The sequence below is a fragment of the Streptomyces sp. SAT1 genome (assembly GCF_001654495.1).
Classification (GTDB): domain Bacteria; phylum Actinomycetota; class Actinomycetes; order Streptomycetales; family Streptomycetaceae; genus Streptomyces; species Streptomyces andamanensis.
Window position 1 is genome coordinate 286,972 of sequence record NZ_CP015849.1, and the last position, 16,631, is coordinate 303,602.

The following is a 16,631-nucleotide window of genomic DNA, read 5'->3' on the forward strand; positions in this document are numbered from 1 at the left end:
ACCGGCGCGCGAGCGCGGACCGACGAGCAGGCGCGAACCGGCGTGGGAGGCGTGAGGGCCGGTGTGAGGGGCATGGGGGCCGGTCTGCGGCGGGGCGAGCGCCGGAACACACGCTCGGCGCACGAGCCGGGCGGCGGCAGTCCGAGGCAGGCCGGGCGGCGGGCCGGGCCGGGTCGGGATCCGGCCGCCTGCGGAGTTTCCGATAATGCTCTGCGAGCGGCCGTGCTCCCACGGGCGTCGGGAAGGAGCCGAGGTGTCCGACACGTTCAAGCGGCGCGCACCGAGCCGGCGCGGCGCGGGCGGTGCCCTGAAGGAGGAGATCCTGATGGCCGCGGCCCGGCTGCTGGCCGAGTCGGGCCGGGAGGAGGCGCTGTCGCTGCGCGCGGTCGCACGGGAGGTCGGGATCTCGGCGCCGAGTGTGTATCTGCACTTCAAGGACAGGTCGGAGCTGGTGGCGGCGGTGACGCAGCGGGCCTACGACCGGCTCGTCGGGGAGCTGCGGGAGGCCGGGCGGGGCGACGGCGGGCCGCGTGCGGCCGTACGGGCGATGGCACGGCGGTATTGCGCCTTCGCGGTGGAGAATCCGCGGCGCTACCGGCTGATGTTCGGTGTGGAGCGGGTCGCCGGGCCGCGCGAGCAGTTGCCCCGGCATCCGGTGTGGCTGGTGCTCGCGGCGTGGGAGGAGGCGCTCGCGGCCTGCCACCGGGCGCGCTCCGCGCAGGTGGACGCCAAGGAGGACGCCCTGATGCTGTGGGCGGCGCTGCACGGGATCGTGGCCATCGCGATGGCGTTGCCCTACGAGGTCGACACGGACGGGATCGAGCAACGGGCGGACGCCGTGGTCGATCGCATGGTGGCCGGATAGCAACGGCGAACGTCCGCCGTCGTTGACGTCCCGGACCCCGTCCATATAGTTGCCCTGAGCACCTAACACTGTAAGGAGTGATGGGACCGCTCCCTCTGCCGAGGAGGCAGGTATGACCGACACACTGACGGACACGCCGGCCCAGTTGCCCGAACTTCCGATGCCCCGGGCGTCCGGCTGCCCCTTCGATCCGCCCCCCGCGCTCCGGGGCCTCCAGGCCGGCCGGCCCGTCTCCCGGGTGCGCATCTGGGACGGCAGCAGTCCGTGGCTGATCACCCGTCACGAGGACGTACGCGCCCTGCTGGGCGATCCGCGCATCAGCGCCGATCCCAGCCTGCCCGGCTATCCGCACCGCACGGCCGGGCTGAAGGTGCGCGACCAGACCCGGCGCACCTTCATCACCATGGACGACCCCGAACACGCCCGGCTGCGGCGCATGGTGACGGCTCCCTTCGCGATCAGGAAGGTCGAGGCGCTGCGGCCCTCGATCCAGCAGATCGTCGACGATCTGATCGACGCCCTGCTCGCCGGGCCCAAGCCGGTGGACCTGGTCGAGTCCTTCGCCCTGCCGCTGCCCAGCCTGGTGATCTGCGAACTGCTCGGCGTCCCCTACGAGAAGCACGACTTCTTCCAGCGCAACACCAGGGTCATCGTGCGCCGCACCTCCACGGCGGAGGAACTGCTCGCGGCGTCCGAGGCGCTGACCGACTACCTGGACGAGCTGCTGACCGTCAAGCTCGCCGATCCCGGCGACGACCTGCTCTCCCAGCTCGCGGTGCAGCGGGTGGCCACCGGGGAGATGACGCAGCGTCAGGCGGCCGAGACGGGCGTGCTGTTGCTCGGCGCGGGCCACGAGACCACCGCGAACATGATCGCGCTGGGCACCCTGGCCCTGCTGCGCAACCCGGACCAGCTGGCCCTGCTCCGCGACACCGACGACCCCAGGACCGTCGCCGGGGCCGTCGAGGAACTGCTGCGCTATCTCACCATCACCCACTCCGGGCGCCGGCGCGTGGCGGTGGCGGACATCGAGATCGACGGCCAGGTGATCCGCGCGGGCGACGGTGTGGTCTTCGCCAACGAGATCGCCAACCGGGACCCGGAGGCCTTCCCCGAACCCGACCGGCTCGACCTCACCCGCGACGCCCGCCGCCATGTGGCCTTCGGGTACGGCGTGCACCAGTGCCTCGGCCAGCCGCTGGCCCGTGTCGAGCTGCAGGTCGTCTACAGCACCCTGTACTCCCGCATCCCCACCCTCGAACTGGCCACCGACATGGACCGGTTGGAGTTCAAGCACGACGGTCTCGTCTACGGCGTCTACGAACTCCCGGTCACCTGGTAGCACACCCCTGCGAACGGAACGAGAAACCCATGCGTGTGGAAGTGGACCAGCCCAGGTGCGTCGCGTCCGGGCAGTGCGTCCTGATGGCTCCCGAGGTCTTCGACCAGGACGACGACGGCATCGTGCTGCTGCTGAGCAGCGACCCGGATCCGGTGCACGAGGAAGGGGTGCGCGAGTCCGCGGCGGTCTGCCCGGCCGCCGCGATCCGGCTGCTGGAGAACTGAGACCGCGCGTACCGTGCCGCGCGGCCCCCATGTGTGCGCACCGGCCCGCCGATGCCGCTGAGGGCACGGCGGGCCGGGCGGTCCCGAGGGCCTCCGGAACCGGGCGGGCGCACGCCGTCGCGTGGTCGCCGCCCGGTGGCCGAAGGCTCAGCGCAACACGTCGGCGTCGGTGTCGGGCGGGCCTCCCGGAGGCGGCACGCTCGGCTCGAAGGCGGCACCGGAGCGACCGCGTTTCGCGGGCGGAAGCCCGTTCGCCCAGGCCATGAGCTCGGGGTCCTCCAGGTCGCGGACCCACAGCGAGGACAGGTCGAGGGCGTCCGGGCTGGGGCGGGCGCCGACGCCGACCACGCGCAGTCCGGCCCGCTTGGCCGCCCTGAGACCGTTGACCGAGTCCTCGACGGCCAGCGCGTTCTCGCCGTTGGAGCCGAGGCGGCGGACGGCCTCGGCGTAGGTGTCCGGGTACGGCTTGGGCCGGATGGGGCCCTCGGGGACGACCACGTGCTCGAAGTGGTGGAGCAGGCCGACCGACTCCAGGCTGAACTCCACGAGATCCGCAGGGCAGTTGCTGGCCACGGCCAGGGGTGCCGTGCGGCTGAGGACGGTGACCAGCTCCCGGGCGCCCGACATGGGCGACGGGTCGCGGGCGACCAGGGCGCGGTACGCGGCGAGAAGCTGTTCCGCCAGCTCCTCGGCGCAGTCCGGTCTGCCGATCACTTCGGCCATGAGTGCTCCGCACTCGGTGTAGTGCAGGCCCTTGCTGCGCTCGGCGAACTCCGGGCCGGGAGCGTGGCCGAAGCCGCGCAGGACGACGCCACGGGCGCGTTCCCAGTGCCGTTCGGAGTCGACGAGGGTGCCGTCGCAGTCGAAGACGACTGCTTCGGGTGCCCAGTCGGGATCGAGGGTGTGCTGTTTCGTCATGTGCTTCGCCGTTCTTGGCGTGAGGTGCCATGTGGGGGGTGGGGGGCGCCCGTCAGCGGCTCGGACCCGGCCGCTGCGGTGCTTCGCCGGCCAAAGCGCGAAGCACTGCCGATCACGGCCGGTCGGCAGGCGCGGACAGGCGGGCGGCGCGGACGAGAAGCGCCGTCCTGCTTCCGGAACCGGAACATAATGAACGTTACGCTCGACCGGCTCATCTGTAGGCGTTTGCCAGCGCAATACGCACTTGTGGGTGACGCCTCACTGGTAACGGAGCACGCCCCCGGCGGTCACCACGCCGCCCTGGCGGAAGCGGAAGACCGCCGTACGGCCGTACGCGGTGCTCTCCACGGCGGCGGGCGGGGCGTGTTCGGTGAAGTGCGACGCGGTCATCCGCCCGCCGAGCGGCCGGACCAGGCGTCCTGCGCTGCGCAGGGCCACGGCCTGCCGCGCCGCCTCCAGCAGGGCCATCCCGGGGACGTGGTCCGTCTCGTGGTCGAACAGGAACGGGTGACGGAGGTCGGCCGGGTCCACCACCAGGGTGCCGCCGTCCAGCGCGACCAGGGCGTCCGCCTCCGCCGGGACGCCGAGCAGGGCCGGCTGGGGCCGCGGGCGGGCGGTGGCCGCGCGGGGCGGCGGGCCCGCGCTCACGGTGCGGACCGTCGCGTACCGTTCGGCCGTCAGGAAGCGCGCCCCGCCGTCCGCACGTGCGAACACCTGCCCGCCGCTGCGGAAGTCGGCCCGCAGCCGCATCCGGCGCGGGTGGTCGGACCCGGGGGCCCCGGTCAGCCCGGTGACCGTGACCCGGCAGGTGATCTCGCTGCCGCCGTGGGGCGCCCGCGGCTCACGGTCCGGGTCGATCCGGTACGAGACGTCGTCGATCAGGAACCTGGCGGCGGCGGGGACGCCGAAGTGGCACCGCGGGATGTAGATGCCGAGCTGGCGCACGGTCTCGACGACCAGCCACGGGCTGTGCCGGCTGTCGTGCCCGCGCGGGAACGTCGGATGCGAGCGCGGCCACAGCGCGGCGGCGCAGAAGGCCAGGCGGCCGCAGGGCCGTACGTCGGTCAGCAGCACCTCGGCGACCGAGACACGGTGGACCAGTTCGCGGGGGACGGTGCGCGACCAGCTGGACGGTGTCAGGCACGTCTCACCGGCGCCGCGGCCCTGCGGTCCGTCGGAGGCACGCGGCGCGTGCGAACTGCGCCCGGAGCCCATGAAAGGATGCTAATAAGACCATTCAGTGGTGCGCATGCCGAGCCTTTCCGGCCTTCCCGCAAATGGGCTATATTCCCCCTCGCGATCTCCCCAAGGGCAAGGAAAACGCGTGCACGAACGGGCGGCTGACACCCGCAGGGCGGTATTGCAGGCAGCCGCGCATCTGTTCTTCGAACAGGGGTACGCGGCGACGAGTATCGCCGACATCAGCGAACTGTCCGCCCGGACCAGCGGCGCCATCTATTTCCATTACGCGGGCAAGGAGCAGTTGGCGCGCGCGGTGGTCGAGGCGCATTTCGCCGCCTGGCCCGCACTGATCGCCCGCCACGAGAACGTGGGCGCGCCCGCGCTGGAGAGGCTGGTGCGGCTCAGTTACGCGGTCGCCCGCGCCTTCCGCGACGACGTGTTCGTCCGCGCGGGCGCGCGGCTGTGGGCCGAACGCCGGTCGATCAACGTGGAGATGCCCCCGCCGTTCCTGGACTGGATCGCCACCGTGGAGCACCTGCTAGACGAGGCCCGTGCGGAAGGGACACTCGCCGCGGGGGCCGAGCCGGTCCGGGACGCGACGACCCTGGTGTCCGCGTTCTTCGGTCTGCACACGCTGTCCGACGCGCTGGACGAGCGGCGTCTCATCGAGGACCGGCTGACCGCCTTCTGGCAGCTGATGCTCCCGGCCCTCCAGGGCGTGCCCGCCCCCGCCGCCCTGCTGGACCGGGTCAGGGAGGACACCGCCTCCCTGCCCCGCTGAGGGGCGGGGACGCCACCGGGCGCACCGCCCCGCGGTCCGGCGCCGGCGCGGAGGCCGCCTCGGCGCCGCCGCACCGCGCCGGTGCGGGCGGTCAGCCCGCCGCCGTGTACCGGTGGGCGGGGTAGGTGAGGTATCCGGCGTCGCCGCCCTGGTAGTACGTGCTCTCGTCGACGGGGGCCAGGGGGACGCCGGTGCGCAGCCGCTCGACCAGGTCGGGGTTGGCGATGAAACCGCGGCCGAAGCTGATGAGTTCGGCGCCCAGCCCGAGCCAGTGGTCGGCGTCGGCGCGGCCGGTCTGCCTGGCCCCCATCGGCAGCACCGGGTTCATGACGAGGGTGCCGGGCCAGGCCCGGCGCAGCTCCCGGAGCAGGTCCTCACCGGCCGTCGCCTCCAGGTGGACGTAGGCCACACGGAGCCGGGCCAGCTCGCCCAGGAGCGCGGTGTACAGCTCCAGGACGTCACGCTCCTCGACGCCCCAGAAGGTGCCGCCCGGGGAGAGCCGGATGCCGGTCCGGGCGGCGCCCACCGCGTCGACGGTCGCGGACACCGCCTCGACGGCGAAGCGGATCCGGTGGGCGACCGGGCCTCCGTAGCGGTCGGTGCGGAGGTTGGCGTTGGAGGAGAGGAACTGCGAGATCAGATAGCCGTTGGCACCGTGCAGTTCCACACCGTCGAAACCGGCGTCCACGGCTCGGCGGGCCGCTCGGGCGTACGCGTGGGCGTGCTCGGGCACTTCGGCGGTGTCCAGGGCGCGCGGCACGGGTGCGGGGCGCGGCCCGGAGGGGGTGAACACGTCGCCGGTCGCGGCGACGGCCGAGGGTCCCACCGGCCGCATCCCGGTCGTGTCGGGGTGCGAGACCCGCCCGCCGTGCATGATCTGCGCGAAGATCCGGCCGCCGTTGGCGTGCACGGCCGCGGTCACGGGACGCCAGGACTCGACCTGTTCGTCGGTGTGCAGCCCCGGTGTCCCCGGGTTCGACTGTCCGACCAGGCTCGGCTGCACCCCCTCGGACACGATCAGTCCGGCCGTCGCCCGCTGGGCGTAGTACGCCGCCATCGACGGCGTCGCCAGTCCCCCGGCGGCGGCCCGCACCCGGGTCATCGGGGCCATCACCACCCGGTTGGGCAGGGTCAGGTCCCCGAGCCGGTAGCTGTCGAAGAGGGTCGTCATGTCAGGACTCCGTCGTGCTCTGCCGTGCCCGGCTCTCGGGCACGACGGTTACGCTAGAACCTCACATTGACGTCAGAGGCAAGTGTTGTGCCGCAGGTCACAGAGGTGAGGATCGTATGCGGATCGGGGAGCTCGCGTCGCGCACGGGGGTCAGCGTCAGGTCCTTGCGGTACTACGAGGAGCAGGGGTTGCTGAGCAGTTCCCGCAGCACCGGCGGGCAGCGGCACTACACCGAGGTGGAGGTCGAACGGGTGGCGTTCATCCAGCGGTTGTACGCCGCGGGGCTGTCCAGCCGCACCATCGCCGAACTCCTGCCGTGCGTCGACGCGCCCAGCGAGGAGCACTCCGACGCCGCGCTGGAGCGGATGGCGCAGGAGCGCGACCGGCTCTCCGCGCACATCGCCGAGCTCGCGCGCACCAGGGACGCCCTCGACGCGCTGATGGCAGCGGCCCGGGAGTACCGGGAGCGCCTGCGGCCGACCACCGCCGCGTGAGTACCGTGGACCCCATGACCGACTGGACCACCCGGCCCGAGACCGCTGCCGACACCGCCGCCGTGCGCGGCGTCAACCTCGCCGCCTTCCCCACCCCGGCGGAGGCCGACCTCGTCGACGCGCTGCGCGCCGATCCCACCGCCTGGATCGACGGGCTCTCCCTGCTGGCCACCGCTCCCGACGGCACCGTGACCGGGCACGCGCTGCTCACCCGGTGCCACATCGGCGACCGGCCCGCGCTGGCCCTGGCCCCCTGCGCGGTGCTGCCCGCGGCCCAGCGCACCGGCGCCGGCTCCGCCGCCGTCCGCGCCGCCCTGGACGCCGCACGCGCCCGGGGCGAGCACCTGGTCGTCGTCCTCGGCCACCCCGCGTACTACCCGCGGTTCGGCTTCACCCCGGCCTCCCGCTTCGGCATCCGCGCCCCCTTCGAGGTGCCCGACGAGGCGATGATGGCCCTGCCCCTCGACGACGCCCGCCCGGTTCCGGCCGGCACGATCCGGTACGCCGCCGCGTTCGGCGCGTTCTGAGCCTCTCGCGGCGCCCCGGGGCCCGGGGCGCCGCGAGAGGGCGTCACGCGGGCGGCCGAGCGGGCCGGTCCCGTCCGGCCCAGCCGGTGGCGGCCACCACCTCGCGGGCGATGTCCGCCACGGACCGCGCATCCGTGGCCACCCGGACGGTGTCCGCGGGCGCGTGCCGGTCCAGCAGCCGTGCCTTGCGGGCGCTGCCCGTCAGTTCCCGCTCCAGCTCCGAGCCGATCTCCCGGCGCACCAGGCGCTCGCGGGCGGTGGCGTCGGAGGCGGTGAGCAGGACCCGTACGATCCGTACGTCCGCGCCGAGCGCCCGCCGGAACATGCCGGCCGTCTCCGTGAGCACGCTGAGCGTGTTCGTGTAGACCAGCCGACGGTAGCCGTGCCGTGCGAAGTTGGCCCACACCGCGGTCAGGCTCGCCTCGGTGATCCGCGCGCGGTCGGGGTCCTGGGGCGGTGCCGGGTGCACCTGTCCCATGAAGTCCCCGTCGATGACCGCGTGCGCGACGTCCGCGTCCCGCAGCAGCGCCGAGACCTCCCATCCCACCGTGGTCTTGCCGACTCCGGCCCGTCCTGCGACGAGCAGCACCTCCGCATGGTCCATGGGACCAGCCTGCCGCTGCGCAACCGCTCCGCGCGAACCGATTTCACCGCCCGGCGCCCGGGGCACGAAAGGCTCCGCGCGGAACACGCCGGGCCGCCGAGGCGCACTGTCACGGACGTACCGGGGCGTCCTCACCTGAGGTCCCGGGCACCCCGGCCGCCCGAGCGGTCCGCACCTCCGTGGACGTGGTCCCTCCGCCGAAGGAGACGCGCTCGTGTCCGAGCAGCCGGTGATCGTCCTGGACCCCACCGGCTCCGACCACCACGCCGAAGACCGGGCGTCACGCGCCCGGGGAGCCGGCGCCCGGGTGGACATCCTCGGGGTGAGTGCGTGGGCCGTCACCGACCCCGCGCTCCTCGAACGACTGCTGACCAGCCCCGACGTCTCCAAGGACGCCGTCCGGCACTGGGCCGCCCTCTCCGGGACCGCCGCCGCCCGGCCGCTCGCCCTGTGGGTCACGGCGGACAGCATGTTCACCGCCTATGGCACCGACCACCGCAGGCTGCCCCGGATGATCGCCCCCGCGTTCGGCGCCCGCCGCATCGAAGCGCCGCGCCCCGGTGCCGAGTCCACGGTCGCCGCGCTCCTGGACGCGCTGGCCGCGCTGTCCGCCGGAGAGGGCGCCGATCTGCGGGCGCGCTTCGCCCATCCGCTGCCGATCGCGGTGATCAGCCGCCTCATGGGCGTGCCCGAGAGCCGTCGCGACGGATTCCGGGCCGGGGTCGACGGCATCTTCGACGCCACGGTCACCGCCGAGCAGGCCGCCGCGAACGGCGCCGCCGTGTTCGCGGACCTGAAAGGAGCTGATCGCCCTCGAACGGCGCGAGCCGCCCGACGACATGACCTCCCTGGTGGTCGCGGCCCGCGACGAGGGGGCGACGGCGGCGGCCTGTCCGGCACCGAACTGCGCGACACCCTGCCGCTGATGCTCTCCGCCGCGTACGAGACCACCGTCAACGCCATCGACCAGGCCGTCACCGCGCTGCTCCGTGACACCTCGCAACTCGCCCGCGTCCGTGCCGGGCAGGCCGACCGGTCTGACGTCGTCGAGGAGAGAGTGCGGCACGAACCCGCCGTCAAACACCTGCCGTTGCGCTACGCCGTCAAGGACATCCCGCTGCCCGGCGACCAGATCATCCCGCGCGGTGACGCCATCCTCGCCTCCTACGCCGCCGCGAACCGCCACCCCGACCGGCACGGGCCCGGCGCCGACCGCTTCGACGTCACCCGCCCGGTCAAGGACCACATGGCGTTCGAGTACGGCGTGCACTCCTGCCTCGGCGCGCCGCTCGCCCGCATGGAGGCCGCCACCACCCTGCGCCGGCTCTTCGACCGGTTCCCCGGCATCGAACTCGCCGTGTCCGCCGACCGGTTGCGGCCGCTGCGGTCGCTGCGGTCGCTCATCAGCAATGGATACCTCCCCCTGCCCGTACGGCTGCGGCGCCCCAGGGGCCGTGACATCGATCACAGCGCGTCCGGCTACTACGCCCCGCGGTTAGTAGGCGCCGCACCGGTGACATAGGGGACTTGTCCGGCTTGATGCGGATGCGGGAGGCGGTGCTCGGCGGGTCGGCGCTCCGCGCGCCGCCCTTCTCCTCCTCCCCGCGCACCGGGGGCTTCTGACGCGTGACCAGGCCCCCGCACCGGGTGGGCACCGCTGATCAGCACGTACCGCGACGGCTCCGCAAGGCCGCGCGGCGCTACGAGGCAGCGTAGTAGCGCAGCTCTTTGCATCCCTGCTCGACGCCGTCCCAAGATGACCACTCGCAGGCATCGCCGCAGCTCAGAAGGCGCACTCCGCACGGAGCCGCCCGATGGAAGGCGCTCGGCGACTACCGAGTGAGGTCACGCATGGGCAAGCATCGCAAGCATCAGTACCACCGGCGGATAGCCGTCGCCGCCGTCGCCGTGGGCGTCGTCGGCATCCCCTCCGCCGCCCTGGCCTGTGGCGGCTGGCCGGGCGGCGGAACGCAACAGACGCACCGCGTCGCCGAGGAGATCCCCTCGGTCCAGTGGAACCCGTCCGCGTGGGGCGGATCCGCACCCGGCACGGCGAGCGGCAGGCCGGCTCCCGCCACCCCGTCCCCGACCGCCGGTGCGGGTACGTCCCTGCCCGGCGCGTCCCTGCCCGGAGCGTCCGCGCCCTCCTCACCGGCCGCGTCGTCCTCCCCCGGCACCCCGGCCGCGCCGCACCCGCGCGACGCGTCGTCGGCCCGCCGTTCCGCCGCACCCGCTGTCCCCGCGCCCGCCGCGCCCGGCTCCGCCGCCAAGCACCACGGCGCCGCCGCCTCACCGGCCGCCTCGCACACCGCCCGGCCCACCGCGCCCGCCACCACCACCCCCGCGTCCCCCACCGCCTCCGCCAGCCCGGCGCCCGGCGCCTCGGCTCCGTCGGACTCCGCCGCCCAGATCCTGGCGCTCGTCAACAACGAGCGGGCGAAGGCGGGTTGCTCGGCGCTGACCGCCAACCCGGCCCTCGCGGCGGCCGCCCAGGCACACAGCGAGGACATGGCGGCCCACCGGAACATGTCGCACACCGGGTCCGACGGATCCGCGCCCGGCGACCGGATCACCGCCGCCGGATACACCTGGAGCACCTACGGCGAGAACGTCGCCTACGGCTACACCAGCGCGGCGCAGGTCATGGCGGCCTGGATGGACAGCCCCGGACACAAGGCCAACATCCTCAACTGCGCGTTCAAGGAGATCGGTGTGGGCCTGGCCCAGCCCGGCGGCTACTGGACGCAGGACTTCGGCACCAGCCGCTGACCGGCCGTGCGGCCATGCGGGCGGGCGGGACGCGGCCGGTGTGCGGCTCGGCACCCGGCTGTCCGTGGCCGTGGCCGCGCCGTCTGCACAGCCGTACCGCTGACAGCTGACAGCTGACAGCTCCGCTCTACGGCGGGTCAGGCCGGAGTGGGTGGCGGGGCGTCCGACCCGAGGGTGCTCTCCCGGCGGACCAGGCGGTAGCCGGCGTGGATCCGGCGGGCCTCTCCCCGGGGCGCGCCGTCCAGTTGGGACAGCACCGACTCCACCGCCATCCTGGCGATGGACGCCTTGTCGGGTGAGACCGAGGTGAGGGTGACGGCGCCGAACCGGCCCTCGACCACGTCGTCGAAGCCGACCACGGCGACGTCCTCGGGGACGCGCAGCCCGCGTTCGGCCAGGACGCGCATGGCGCCGATGGCGATGGGGTCGTTGTAGGCGAACACCGCGTCGGGCCGGTGCCCGGCGTCCAGCAGCCGGGCCATGGCCGCCGCCCCGTCGGCGTGCCCCCAGCCGTCGGTGGCCGCCACCAGCCGGTGGTCGGCGACGAGTCCGGCCGCGTCCAGCGCCTCACGCCAGCCGCGCAGCCGCAGATGGGCGGGCTGGCTGCGGCCGCGCCGCGCGCCCAGGAACGCGATGTCGCGCCGCCCGAGCGAGATGAGGTGCCGCACCGCCTCGCGGGCGGCCGCGACGTTGTCGATGGCGATGTGGTCGTAGGGCAGGTCGTACTCGCGCTCGCCGAGCAGCACCAGCGGGACCGGCTCGGCCCGCGCGCGCAGGTCCTCGGCCTCCAGCTCGATGGGGCTCAGGATCAGCCCGTCGATCACCCTGGCCCGGAAGCCCTGGCTGACCAGGGCCTCCTGGTCGCGCCGCCCGCCGGTGTGGTCGAGCAGGACGGTGTAGTCGTGCGCGGCGGCCGCGTCGACCACCTCGGCGGCCAGTTCGGCGAAGTAGGGGTTGCCCAGTTCGGGCAGGGCGAGGGCGACGATCCCGGTCCTGCCCTTGCGCAGATGCCGGGCGGTGAGGTTGGGGCGGTAGCCGAGTTCGTCGATGGACTTCTGCACCCGTGCCCGCATCGCCGGGCTGACGTGCGGATGGTCGTTGACCACGTTGGAGACGGTCTTGATGGAGACACCCGCGTGCGACGCGACGTCCTTCAGGCTCACCCGCACGCTGTTCCTCCCCGTCCGGGGCAGGGCCCCCGGGCCGACGGCCACCCCGCCCCCGCCCGACAGCCGGGCCCGGCGCACCGGCCGTCCGGCGGGCCGGCCCGGTACCGGATTTCCAACGTTATACGGGGCCGGGCTCCGCTCTGGCAAGCCATGTCCAGCGAAAACACCCCGCCCGTGCGCCGGGGCCGCCTCGCCCCGGCCCGCCGACCGGCCGCCACGCTGCCTTGACGGCCTTTCAGCACCGTCCTACGGTGGCGCACCGTCGACATTGCAACGATGAAAAGCGCCTTCGCGCTCCGCGCACCACGGTCCCCGAGAAGGAGCCCCCCATGCGCACACGACTCCACCGGACACCGCCTCCCCCACACCGGCACCGGCGCACACTCCGCCTGCGCCTGCTCGGCCTGCTGGCCGTACTCGGACTGCTGCTGGCCGGGACGGGCGCGGTGCACCCCGCCGCCGCGGCGACGGCCGGGCGCGCCGCCGCCGCGGGCACGTTCCGCAACCCGCTCAACACCGGCCCCGACCCGTTCATGACGTACTGGAACGGGAACTACTACCTCACCACCACCCAGGGCGGCAGCGTCCGCATGTGGCGCTCGCCGTCCCTGAGCACCCTGCTGACCGCCGACCCGGTCACCGTCTGGACCGACCCGGACGCCTCCCGCGACCGGGACATCTGGGCGCCGGAGTTCTACCGCTTCGACGGCCGCTGGTACCTGTACTACACCGCCGACGACGGCACCGACGACCACCACCGGATCTACGTCGCGGAGTCCGACCGGGACGACCCGGCCGGGCCGTACCACTTCAAGGCGAAGCTGGCGCCGCCCAACCACGCCTCCGACTTCGCCATCGATCCGGGCATCCTCCAGCACAACGGCCGTCTCTACCTGGCCTACAGCGGCATCAACGCGTACCAGCACAACGGTCTCAACATCGCGCCGCTGTCGAACCCGTACACCGTCTCGGGCGACGCCATCGCGATCAACGGCGCCGGCGGCTGCCCGGAGGTCCGGGAAGGCCCGGAGTTCCTGTACCGCAACGGCCGCACCTGGATGACGTATTCGACCTGCGACACGGGCAAGCCCGACTACCAGGTGTGGATGATGTCGCTGCCGTCCGGCGCCGATCCGCTGGTGCCCGGCAACTGGACGCAGCACCAGGGCCCGGTCTTCTCCCGCGCCGACGCCCACGGGGTGTACGGCCCCGGGCACCACGCCTTCTTCCGCTCGCCGGACGGCACCGAGGACTGGATCGTCTACCACGCCAAGACCACCTCGGCCTACACCTACGGCGACCGCACCACCCGGGCGCAGCGCATCACCTGGCACGCGGACGGCAGCCCCGACCTCGGCGTGCCGCTCGCCACCGGCGCCACCCAGGACCTGCCGTCCGGCGACCCGGGTCCGGGCGCCTACTGGATCAACGACGACGGCCGTTCGAACGGTCCCGGGAGCGTCGCCTACACCGGCGCCTGGAACTCGGGGTCCGGCTGCGCCGTGCAGTGTTTCTGGGGCGACGACCACTGGAGCGACCGGGCGCAGAACACCGCCACGTTCACCTTCACCGGCACCCGGATCGCGCTGCTGTCCGTACGGGACACGGGCAACGGCTACGCGGCGCTGAGCATCGACGGCGGTCCCGAGCAACGGCTGGACTACTACGGCGCGATCCGCACCGGGGAGACCCTCCAGTACCTCAGTCCGCGGCTGCCCTCCGGCCGGCACACACTGCGGGTGCGGGTCACGGGTGAGCACGACGGGCAGTCCCAGGCGTCCTTCGTGAGCATCGACCGGGCGGAGGTCTATGTGAACTGAGCACGGCACGACGAGGGGTGCGGGACCGGTGACCGGTCCCGCACCCTGCTGTCCTGCCGCTGTCCCCGCCGCTGTCAGCGGGCGGTGCCGCCCGCCGCGGCCCCGGCCGCGATCAGCCGGCGGTTGATGTCCCTGACCTGGTCGGGGTAGACCTTCAGGACGGCCCGGTCGTAGGTGATCAGACCGTTGAGCTCACCTTCGACGTCGCTGATCTGGGTGAAGACCGAACCGGACAGTCCGGCGCTCGCGTTGGGGATCATCTGACTCGTGTTCTCCACGTACGTCCTGGTCATCTCGGCGATGTCGGCGGGGCCGTCACCGTAGTCCTGGCCGCCCGCGACCCCGGCGATGTGGCCGGGGACGGTGAGCGAGTACCCGCCGTGCTCTCCGTCGACGGCGGCCCGGGTGGCGTCCGGCGCCGGGTTGGCCGGTCCGTGGTAGAGGTGGTGGTCGATCACGTCACCGCGGCCGGAATCGCCCTTGGAGGCGCAGCAGTTGACACCCGAGTGGGCGTCGACCAGGCGCGCGGGGTCCTGGCGCTTGACGGCGTCGGCGAGTTCACCGGTGGACTGCTTGCTCTGCTCGCCCCAGCCCTCGTTCATCATCGTCCACATGACCACGGAGGGGCTGCTGATGTGCTGGTCGACGATCTCGTGCACCTCCTTGCCGAACTCCGCGTTGCTCGCGGCGCTCGCCTTGTCGGTGTTGCGGCTGGGCATGTCCTGCCAGACCAGCAGGCCGAGCCGGTCGGCCCAGTAGTACCAGCGGGCCGGTTCCACCTTGATGTGCTTGCGTACGGTGTTGAACCCGAGCTGCTTGTGCAGCTGGAGGTCGGACCTGAGCGCCGCGTCCGTCGGGGCGGTGTAGATGCCGTCGGGCCAGAATCCCTGGTCGAGGGTGGCCAGCAGGAAGGTGGGCCTGCCGTTCAGCTCGATCTTGTTGACGCCGCCGGCCTTGGCGATCGAGACCGACCGCATCCCGAAGTACGAGCCGACGCTGTCGTGCGAGCGGCCGTCGTCCAGGGTGACCTTCAGGTCGTAGAGGAACGGGCTGTCCGGGCTCCACAGCTTGGCGTGCGGGACACGCAGCGTGAGGGCGGTGCCGGCGCGGCCGGAGACCGAGCCGACGCGCCGGTGGCCGTCGTACGCGGTGGCGGTGACCCGGGCGGTGCGCCCGGTGCCCGCGCTCGGGCGCACGGTGACCGACACGGTGCCGCTCTTCACGTCCGGGGTCAGCACGAGCGAGTCGACGCTCTTCTCGGGCACCGGTTCCATCCACACCGTCTGCCAGATGCCGGAGGTGGGGGTGTACCAGATGCCGCTGGGGTCGCGGGACTGCTTGCCGGTCGCCTGCTGGGTGGCGTCGGTGGTGTCCTTGATCTTGAGCAGTACGCTCTGGTCGCCGTGGCGGGTGACCGCGTCGGTGATGTCGGCGGTGAACGCCTCGTAGCCGCCGGTGTGGTGGGCCACCTGCTTGCCGTTGACGTACACCCACGCCTCGTAGTCGACCGCGCCGAAGTTCAGGTGCAGCCGGTTGCCCGAGCCGACCCGCCAGCCGGCCGGGACCTTGAAGGTGCGCTGGTACAGCGACCAGTCGTGGTGCTCGGCGACACCGGACAGCGGCGCCTCCATCGGGTAGGGCACGAGGATCTTCCCGCTGAGCCTGCCCCGGGGCAGCGGCGCGTCCTGCGCGGTGGCCTGGAACTGCCAGGTGCCGTTGAGGTTGGCCCACTGCCCGCGGGTCTGCTGCGGGCGCGGGTAGTCGGGCAGCGCGTTGGACGGGGAGACGTCCTTGGCCCACTGGGTGGCGAAGTACCAGGTGGAGTTGTTCCGGGCCAGGCTGGAGAAGACGCCCAGCGGACCGGCGGAGGTGTTCAGACCGCCCTTGCCGTCGTAGCTGATCCGGACGTCGGACTTCATGGCCGCGGGGGTGTCCTTGGCGGCGGCGGTGAGGACCAGCGCCGAGCGGTCGTGCGGGTCGGTTGCCACGGCCGGTGTCCAGCGCTGTCCCCCGGCGATCACCGACAGGTGCTTCGTCAGGTCCGCGGGCAGCGCGTCCACCCGGCCGGGCAGCCGGACCACGGCCTTGCGGCCGGTGGTGTCCACGGTGCTCGCCAGGTCGAGGGGCGCGTAGTCGTCCGGGACGTGCAGCGCGGAGTCCGGGACGGGCTGCCGGTCGAAGCCGGGGCCGGACCACTCGGTCTGGATGTAGGCGCCGCCGTTGCCCTGGTTGTAGTCGAAGGCGAGCTGGTGCCGCCCGGCGGTCAGGGTGACGGGCTGGGACTGGGTGGGCACGTCCCAGTCGGTCGTCCAGTGGTCGATGACGCTCGCGCCGTCGAGCGACAGGCGGAAGCCGTTGTCGCCCTTGATGTAGAACGTGTACGCGCCCCCGGCGGGCACGTCCAGGGTGCCCGTCCAGTGCGCGGCGACGTTCAGGGTGGACCCGGCGCAGCCGCGCAGCGTGGGGATGAGGTCCTTGACGTTCAGGGAGGGCTGGATCCCGGTGCTGGTGTAGGTGGCGAAGTCCAGTGAGGTGCTGTCGGAGCTGAGGTAGCAGTCGCTGCGCAGCCCCTGCGCGGGGGCGGCGGCGGACGCGGTGGCGGACTCCGCCTGGGCGAGGGAGGCCGGGGTCAGCAGGGCGGCGCCCAGGAGCAGCGGTGCCAGGGCGGCCAGTCGCCGGGTGGCGGGGGTGCGGGTGCTGCCGGGGGTCATTCTTCCGGGACTCAAAGGAGTTTCACCTTTCGTCGGTGCGGTGGGAGGGGCCCC

Annotated in this window: 14 protein-coding genes and 1 pseudogene; 9 read left to right on the forward strand and 6 right to left on the reverse strand. The window is 73.1% G+C overall.

What is annotated here, in order from left to right; translation table 11 throughout:
- Positions 1–253: 253 nt before the first annotated feature.
- The 3 genes from A8713_RS01225 (at position 254) to A8713_RS01235 (ending at position 2,431) form a co-directional block, all read left to right on the forward strand.
- On the forward strand, positions 254–865 hold the full coding sequence (locus A8713_RS01225) for a TetR/AcrR family transcriptional regulator (RefSeq protein WP_037895074.1): 612 nt from the start codon (positions 254–256) through the stop codon (positions 863–865).
- Positions 866–977: 112 nt separating this feature from the next.
- Positions 978–2,207, forward strand: coding sequence for a cytochrome P450 (locus A8713_RS01230; protein ID WP_064530986.1), 1,230 nt, complete (start codon positions 978–980; stop codon positions 2,205–2,207).
- A 29-nt stretch (positions 2,208–2,236) separates the two neighbouring features.
- Positions 2,237–2,431, forward strand: coding sequence for a ferredoxin (locus A8713_RS01235; RefSeq protein ID WP_018566178.1), 195 nt, complete (start codon positions 2,237–2,239; stop codon positions 2,429–2,431).
- Between the two features lie 147 nt (positions 2,432–2,578).
- On the opposite strand, the gene A8713_RS01240 is transcribed toward A8713_RS01235, so the two are convergent.
- Together A8713_RS01240 and A8713_RS01245 are read right to left on the reverse strand one after the other, a co-directional pair.
- Positions 2,579–3,349, reverse strand: coding sequence for an HAD family hydrolase (locus A8713_RS01240; protein WP_064530987.1), 771 nt, complete (start codon positions 3,347–3,349; stop codon positions 2,579–2,581).
- Positions 3,350–3,607: 258 nt separating this feature from the next.
- The gene (locus tag A8713_RS01245) at positions 3,608–4,564 is read right to left on the reverse strand and encodes a ScbA/BarX family gamma-butyrolactone biosynthesis protein (RefSeq protein ID WP_079158789.1); all 957 of its coding nucleotides are present in this window, start codon (positions 4,562–4,564) and stop codon (positions 3,608–3,610) included.
- 145 nt (positions 4,565–4,709) lie between these two features.
- On the opposite strand from A8713_RS01245, the gene A8713_RS01250 reads away from it, so the two are divergent.
- Positions 4,710–5,312, forward strand: coding sequence for a ScbR family autoregulator-binding transcription factor (locus tag A8713_RS01250; protein WP_443069693.1), 603 nt, complete (start codon positions 4,710–4,712; stop codon positions 5,310–5,312).
- Positions 5,313–5,403: 91 nt separating this feature from the next.
- Here A8713_RS01250 and A8713_RS01255 read toward each other — a convergent pair whose 3' ends face one another.
- Entirely contained in the window at positions 5,404–6,483 is a 1,080-nt protein-coding gene (locus A8713_RS01255; protein WP_064530989.1) for an alkene reductase, read from the reverse strand.
- A 116-nt stretch (positions 6,484–6,599) separates the two neighbouring features.
- On the opposite strand from A8713_RS01255, the gene A8713_RS01260 reads away from it, so the two are divergent.
- Together A8713_RS01260 and A8713_RS01265 are read left to right on the forward strand one after the other, a co-directional pair.
- Complete coding sequence (locus A8713_RS01260; RefSeq protein WP_064530990.1) at positions 6,600–6,977, forward strand: MerR family transcriptional regulator; 378 nt, start codon at positions 6,600–6,602, stop codon at positions 6,975–6,977.
- Positions 6,978–6,991: 14 nt separating this feature from the next.
- The gene (locus A8713_RS01265; RefSeq protein WP_064530991.1) at positions 6,992–7,504 is read left to right on the forward strand and encodes a GNAT family N-acetyltransferase; all 513 of its coding nucleotides are present in this window, start codon (positions 6,992–6,994) and stop codon (positions 7,502–7,504) included.
- Between the two features lie 43 nt (positions 7,505–7,547).
- Here A8713_RS01265 and A8713_RS01270 read toward each other — a convergent pair whose 3' ends face one another.
- Positions 7,548–8,108, reverse strand: coding sequence for an AAA family ATPase (locus tag A8713_RS01270; protein ID WP_173860791.1), 561 nt, complete (start codon positions 8,106–8,108; stop codon positions 7,548–7,550).
- 214 nt (positions 8,109–8,322) lie between these two features.
- Between A8713_RS01270 and A8713_RS01275 the strand changes: the two are divergent.
- Together A8713_RS01275 and A8713_RS01280 are read left to right on the forward strand one after the other, a co-directional pair.
- Positions 8,323–9,630: pseudogene (locus A8713_RS01275) on the forward strand (cytochrome P450).
- Positions 9,631–9,959: 329 nt separating this feature from the next.
- The gene (locus A8713_RS01280) at positions 9,960–10,877 is read left to right on the forward strand and encodes a CAP domain-containing protein (RefSeq protein WP_064530993.1); all 918 of its coding nucleotides are present in this window, start codon (positions 9,960–9,962) and stop codon (positions 10,875–10,877) included.
- A 137-nt stretch (positions 10,878–11,014) separates the two neighbouring features.
- Here A8713_RS01280 and A8713_RS01285 read toward each other — a convergent pair whose 3' ends face one another.
- Complete coding sequence (locus tag A8713_RS01285; protein WP_064530994.1) at positions 11,015–12,046, reverse strand: LacI family DNA-binding transcriptional regulator; 1,032 nt, start codon at positions 12,044–12,046, stop codon at positions 11,015–11,017.
- A gap of 329 nt (positions 12,047–12,375) precedes the next feature.
- On the opposite strand from A8713_RS01285, the gene A8713_RS01290 reads away from it, so the two are divergent.
- Positions 12,376–13,866, forward strand: coding sequence for a family 43 glycosylhydrolase (locus A8713_RS01290; protein ID WP_079158790.1), 1,491 nt, complete (start codon positions 12,376–12,378; stop codon positions 13,864–13,866).
- 74 nt (positions 13,867–13,940) lie between these two features.
- Here the strand turns inward: A8713_RS01290 and A8713_RS01295 are convergent, their stop codons facing one another.
- Positions 13,941–16,592, reverse strand: a complete 2,652-nt coding sequence (locus A8713_RS01295) for a PA14 domain-containing protein (RefSeq protein WP_237305280.1) — start codon at positions 16,590–16,592, stop codon at positions 13,941–13,943.
- Positions 16,593–16,631: the final 39 nt, after the last annotated feature.

Coding starts and splice junctions, on each gene's coding strand:
- A8713_RS01230 (WP_064530986.1), top strand. CDS start 978: ATGACCGACACACTGACGGACACGCCGGCCCAGTTGCCCGAACTTCCG.
- A8713_RS01270 (WP_173860791.1), bottom strand. CDS start 8,108: ATGGACCATGCGGAGGTGCTGCTCGTCGCAGGACGGGCCGGAGTCGGC.
- A8713_RS01290 (WP_079158790.1), top strand. CDS start 12,376: ATGCGCACACGACTCCACCGGACACCGCCTCCCCCACACCGGCACCGG.
- A8713_RS01260 (WP_064530990.1), top strand. CDS start 6,600: ATGCGGATCGGGGAGCTCGCGTCGCGCACGGGGGTCAGCGTCAGGTCC.
- A8713_RS01235 (WP_018566178.1), top strand. CDS start 2,237: ATGCGTGTGGAAGTGGACCAGCCCAGGTGCGTCGCGTCCGGGCAGTGC.
- A8713_RS01265 (WP_064530991.1), top strand. CDS start 6,992: ATGACCGACTGGACCACCCGGCCCGAGACCGCTGCCGACACCGCCGCC.
- A8713_RS01255 (WP_064530989.1), bottom strand. CDS start 6,483: ATGACGACCCTCTTCGACAGCTACCGGCTCGGGGACCTGACCCTGCCC.
- A8713_RS01240 (WP_064530987.1), bottom strand. CDS start 3,349: ATGACGAAACAGCACACCCTCGATCCCGACTGGGCACCCGAAGCAGTC.
- A8713_RS01280 (WP_064530993.1), top strand. CDS start 9,960: ATGGGCAAGCATCGCAAGCATCAGTACCACCGGCGGATAGCCGTCGCC.
- A8713_RS01245 (WP_079158789.1), bottom strand. CDS start 4,564: ATGGGCTCCGGGCGCAGTTCGCACGCGCCGCGTGCCTCCGACGGACCG.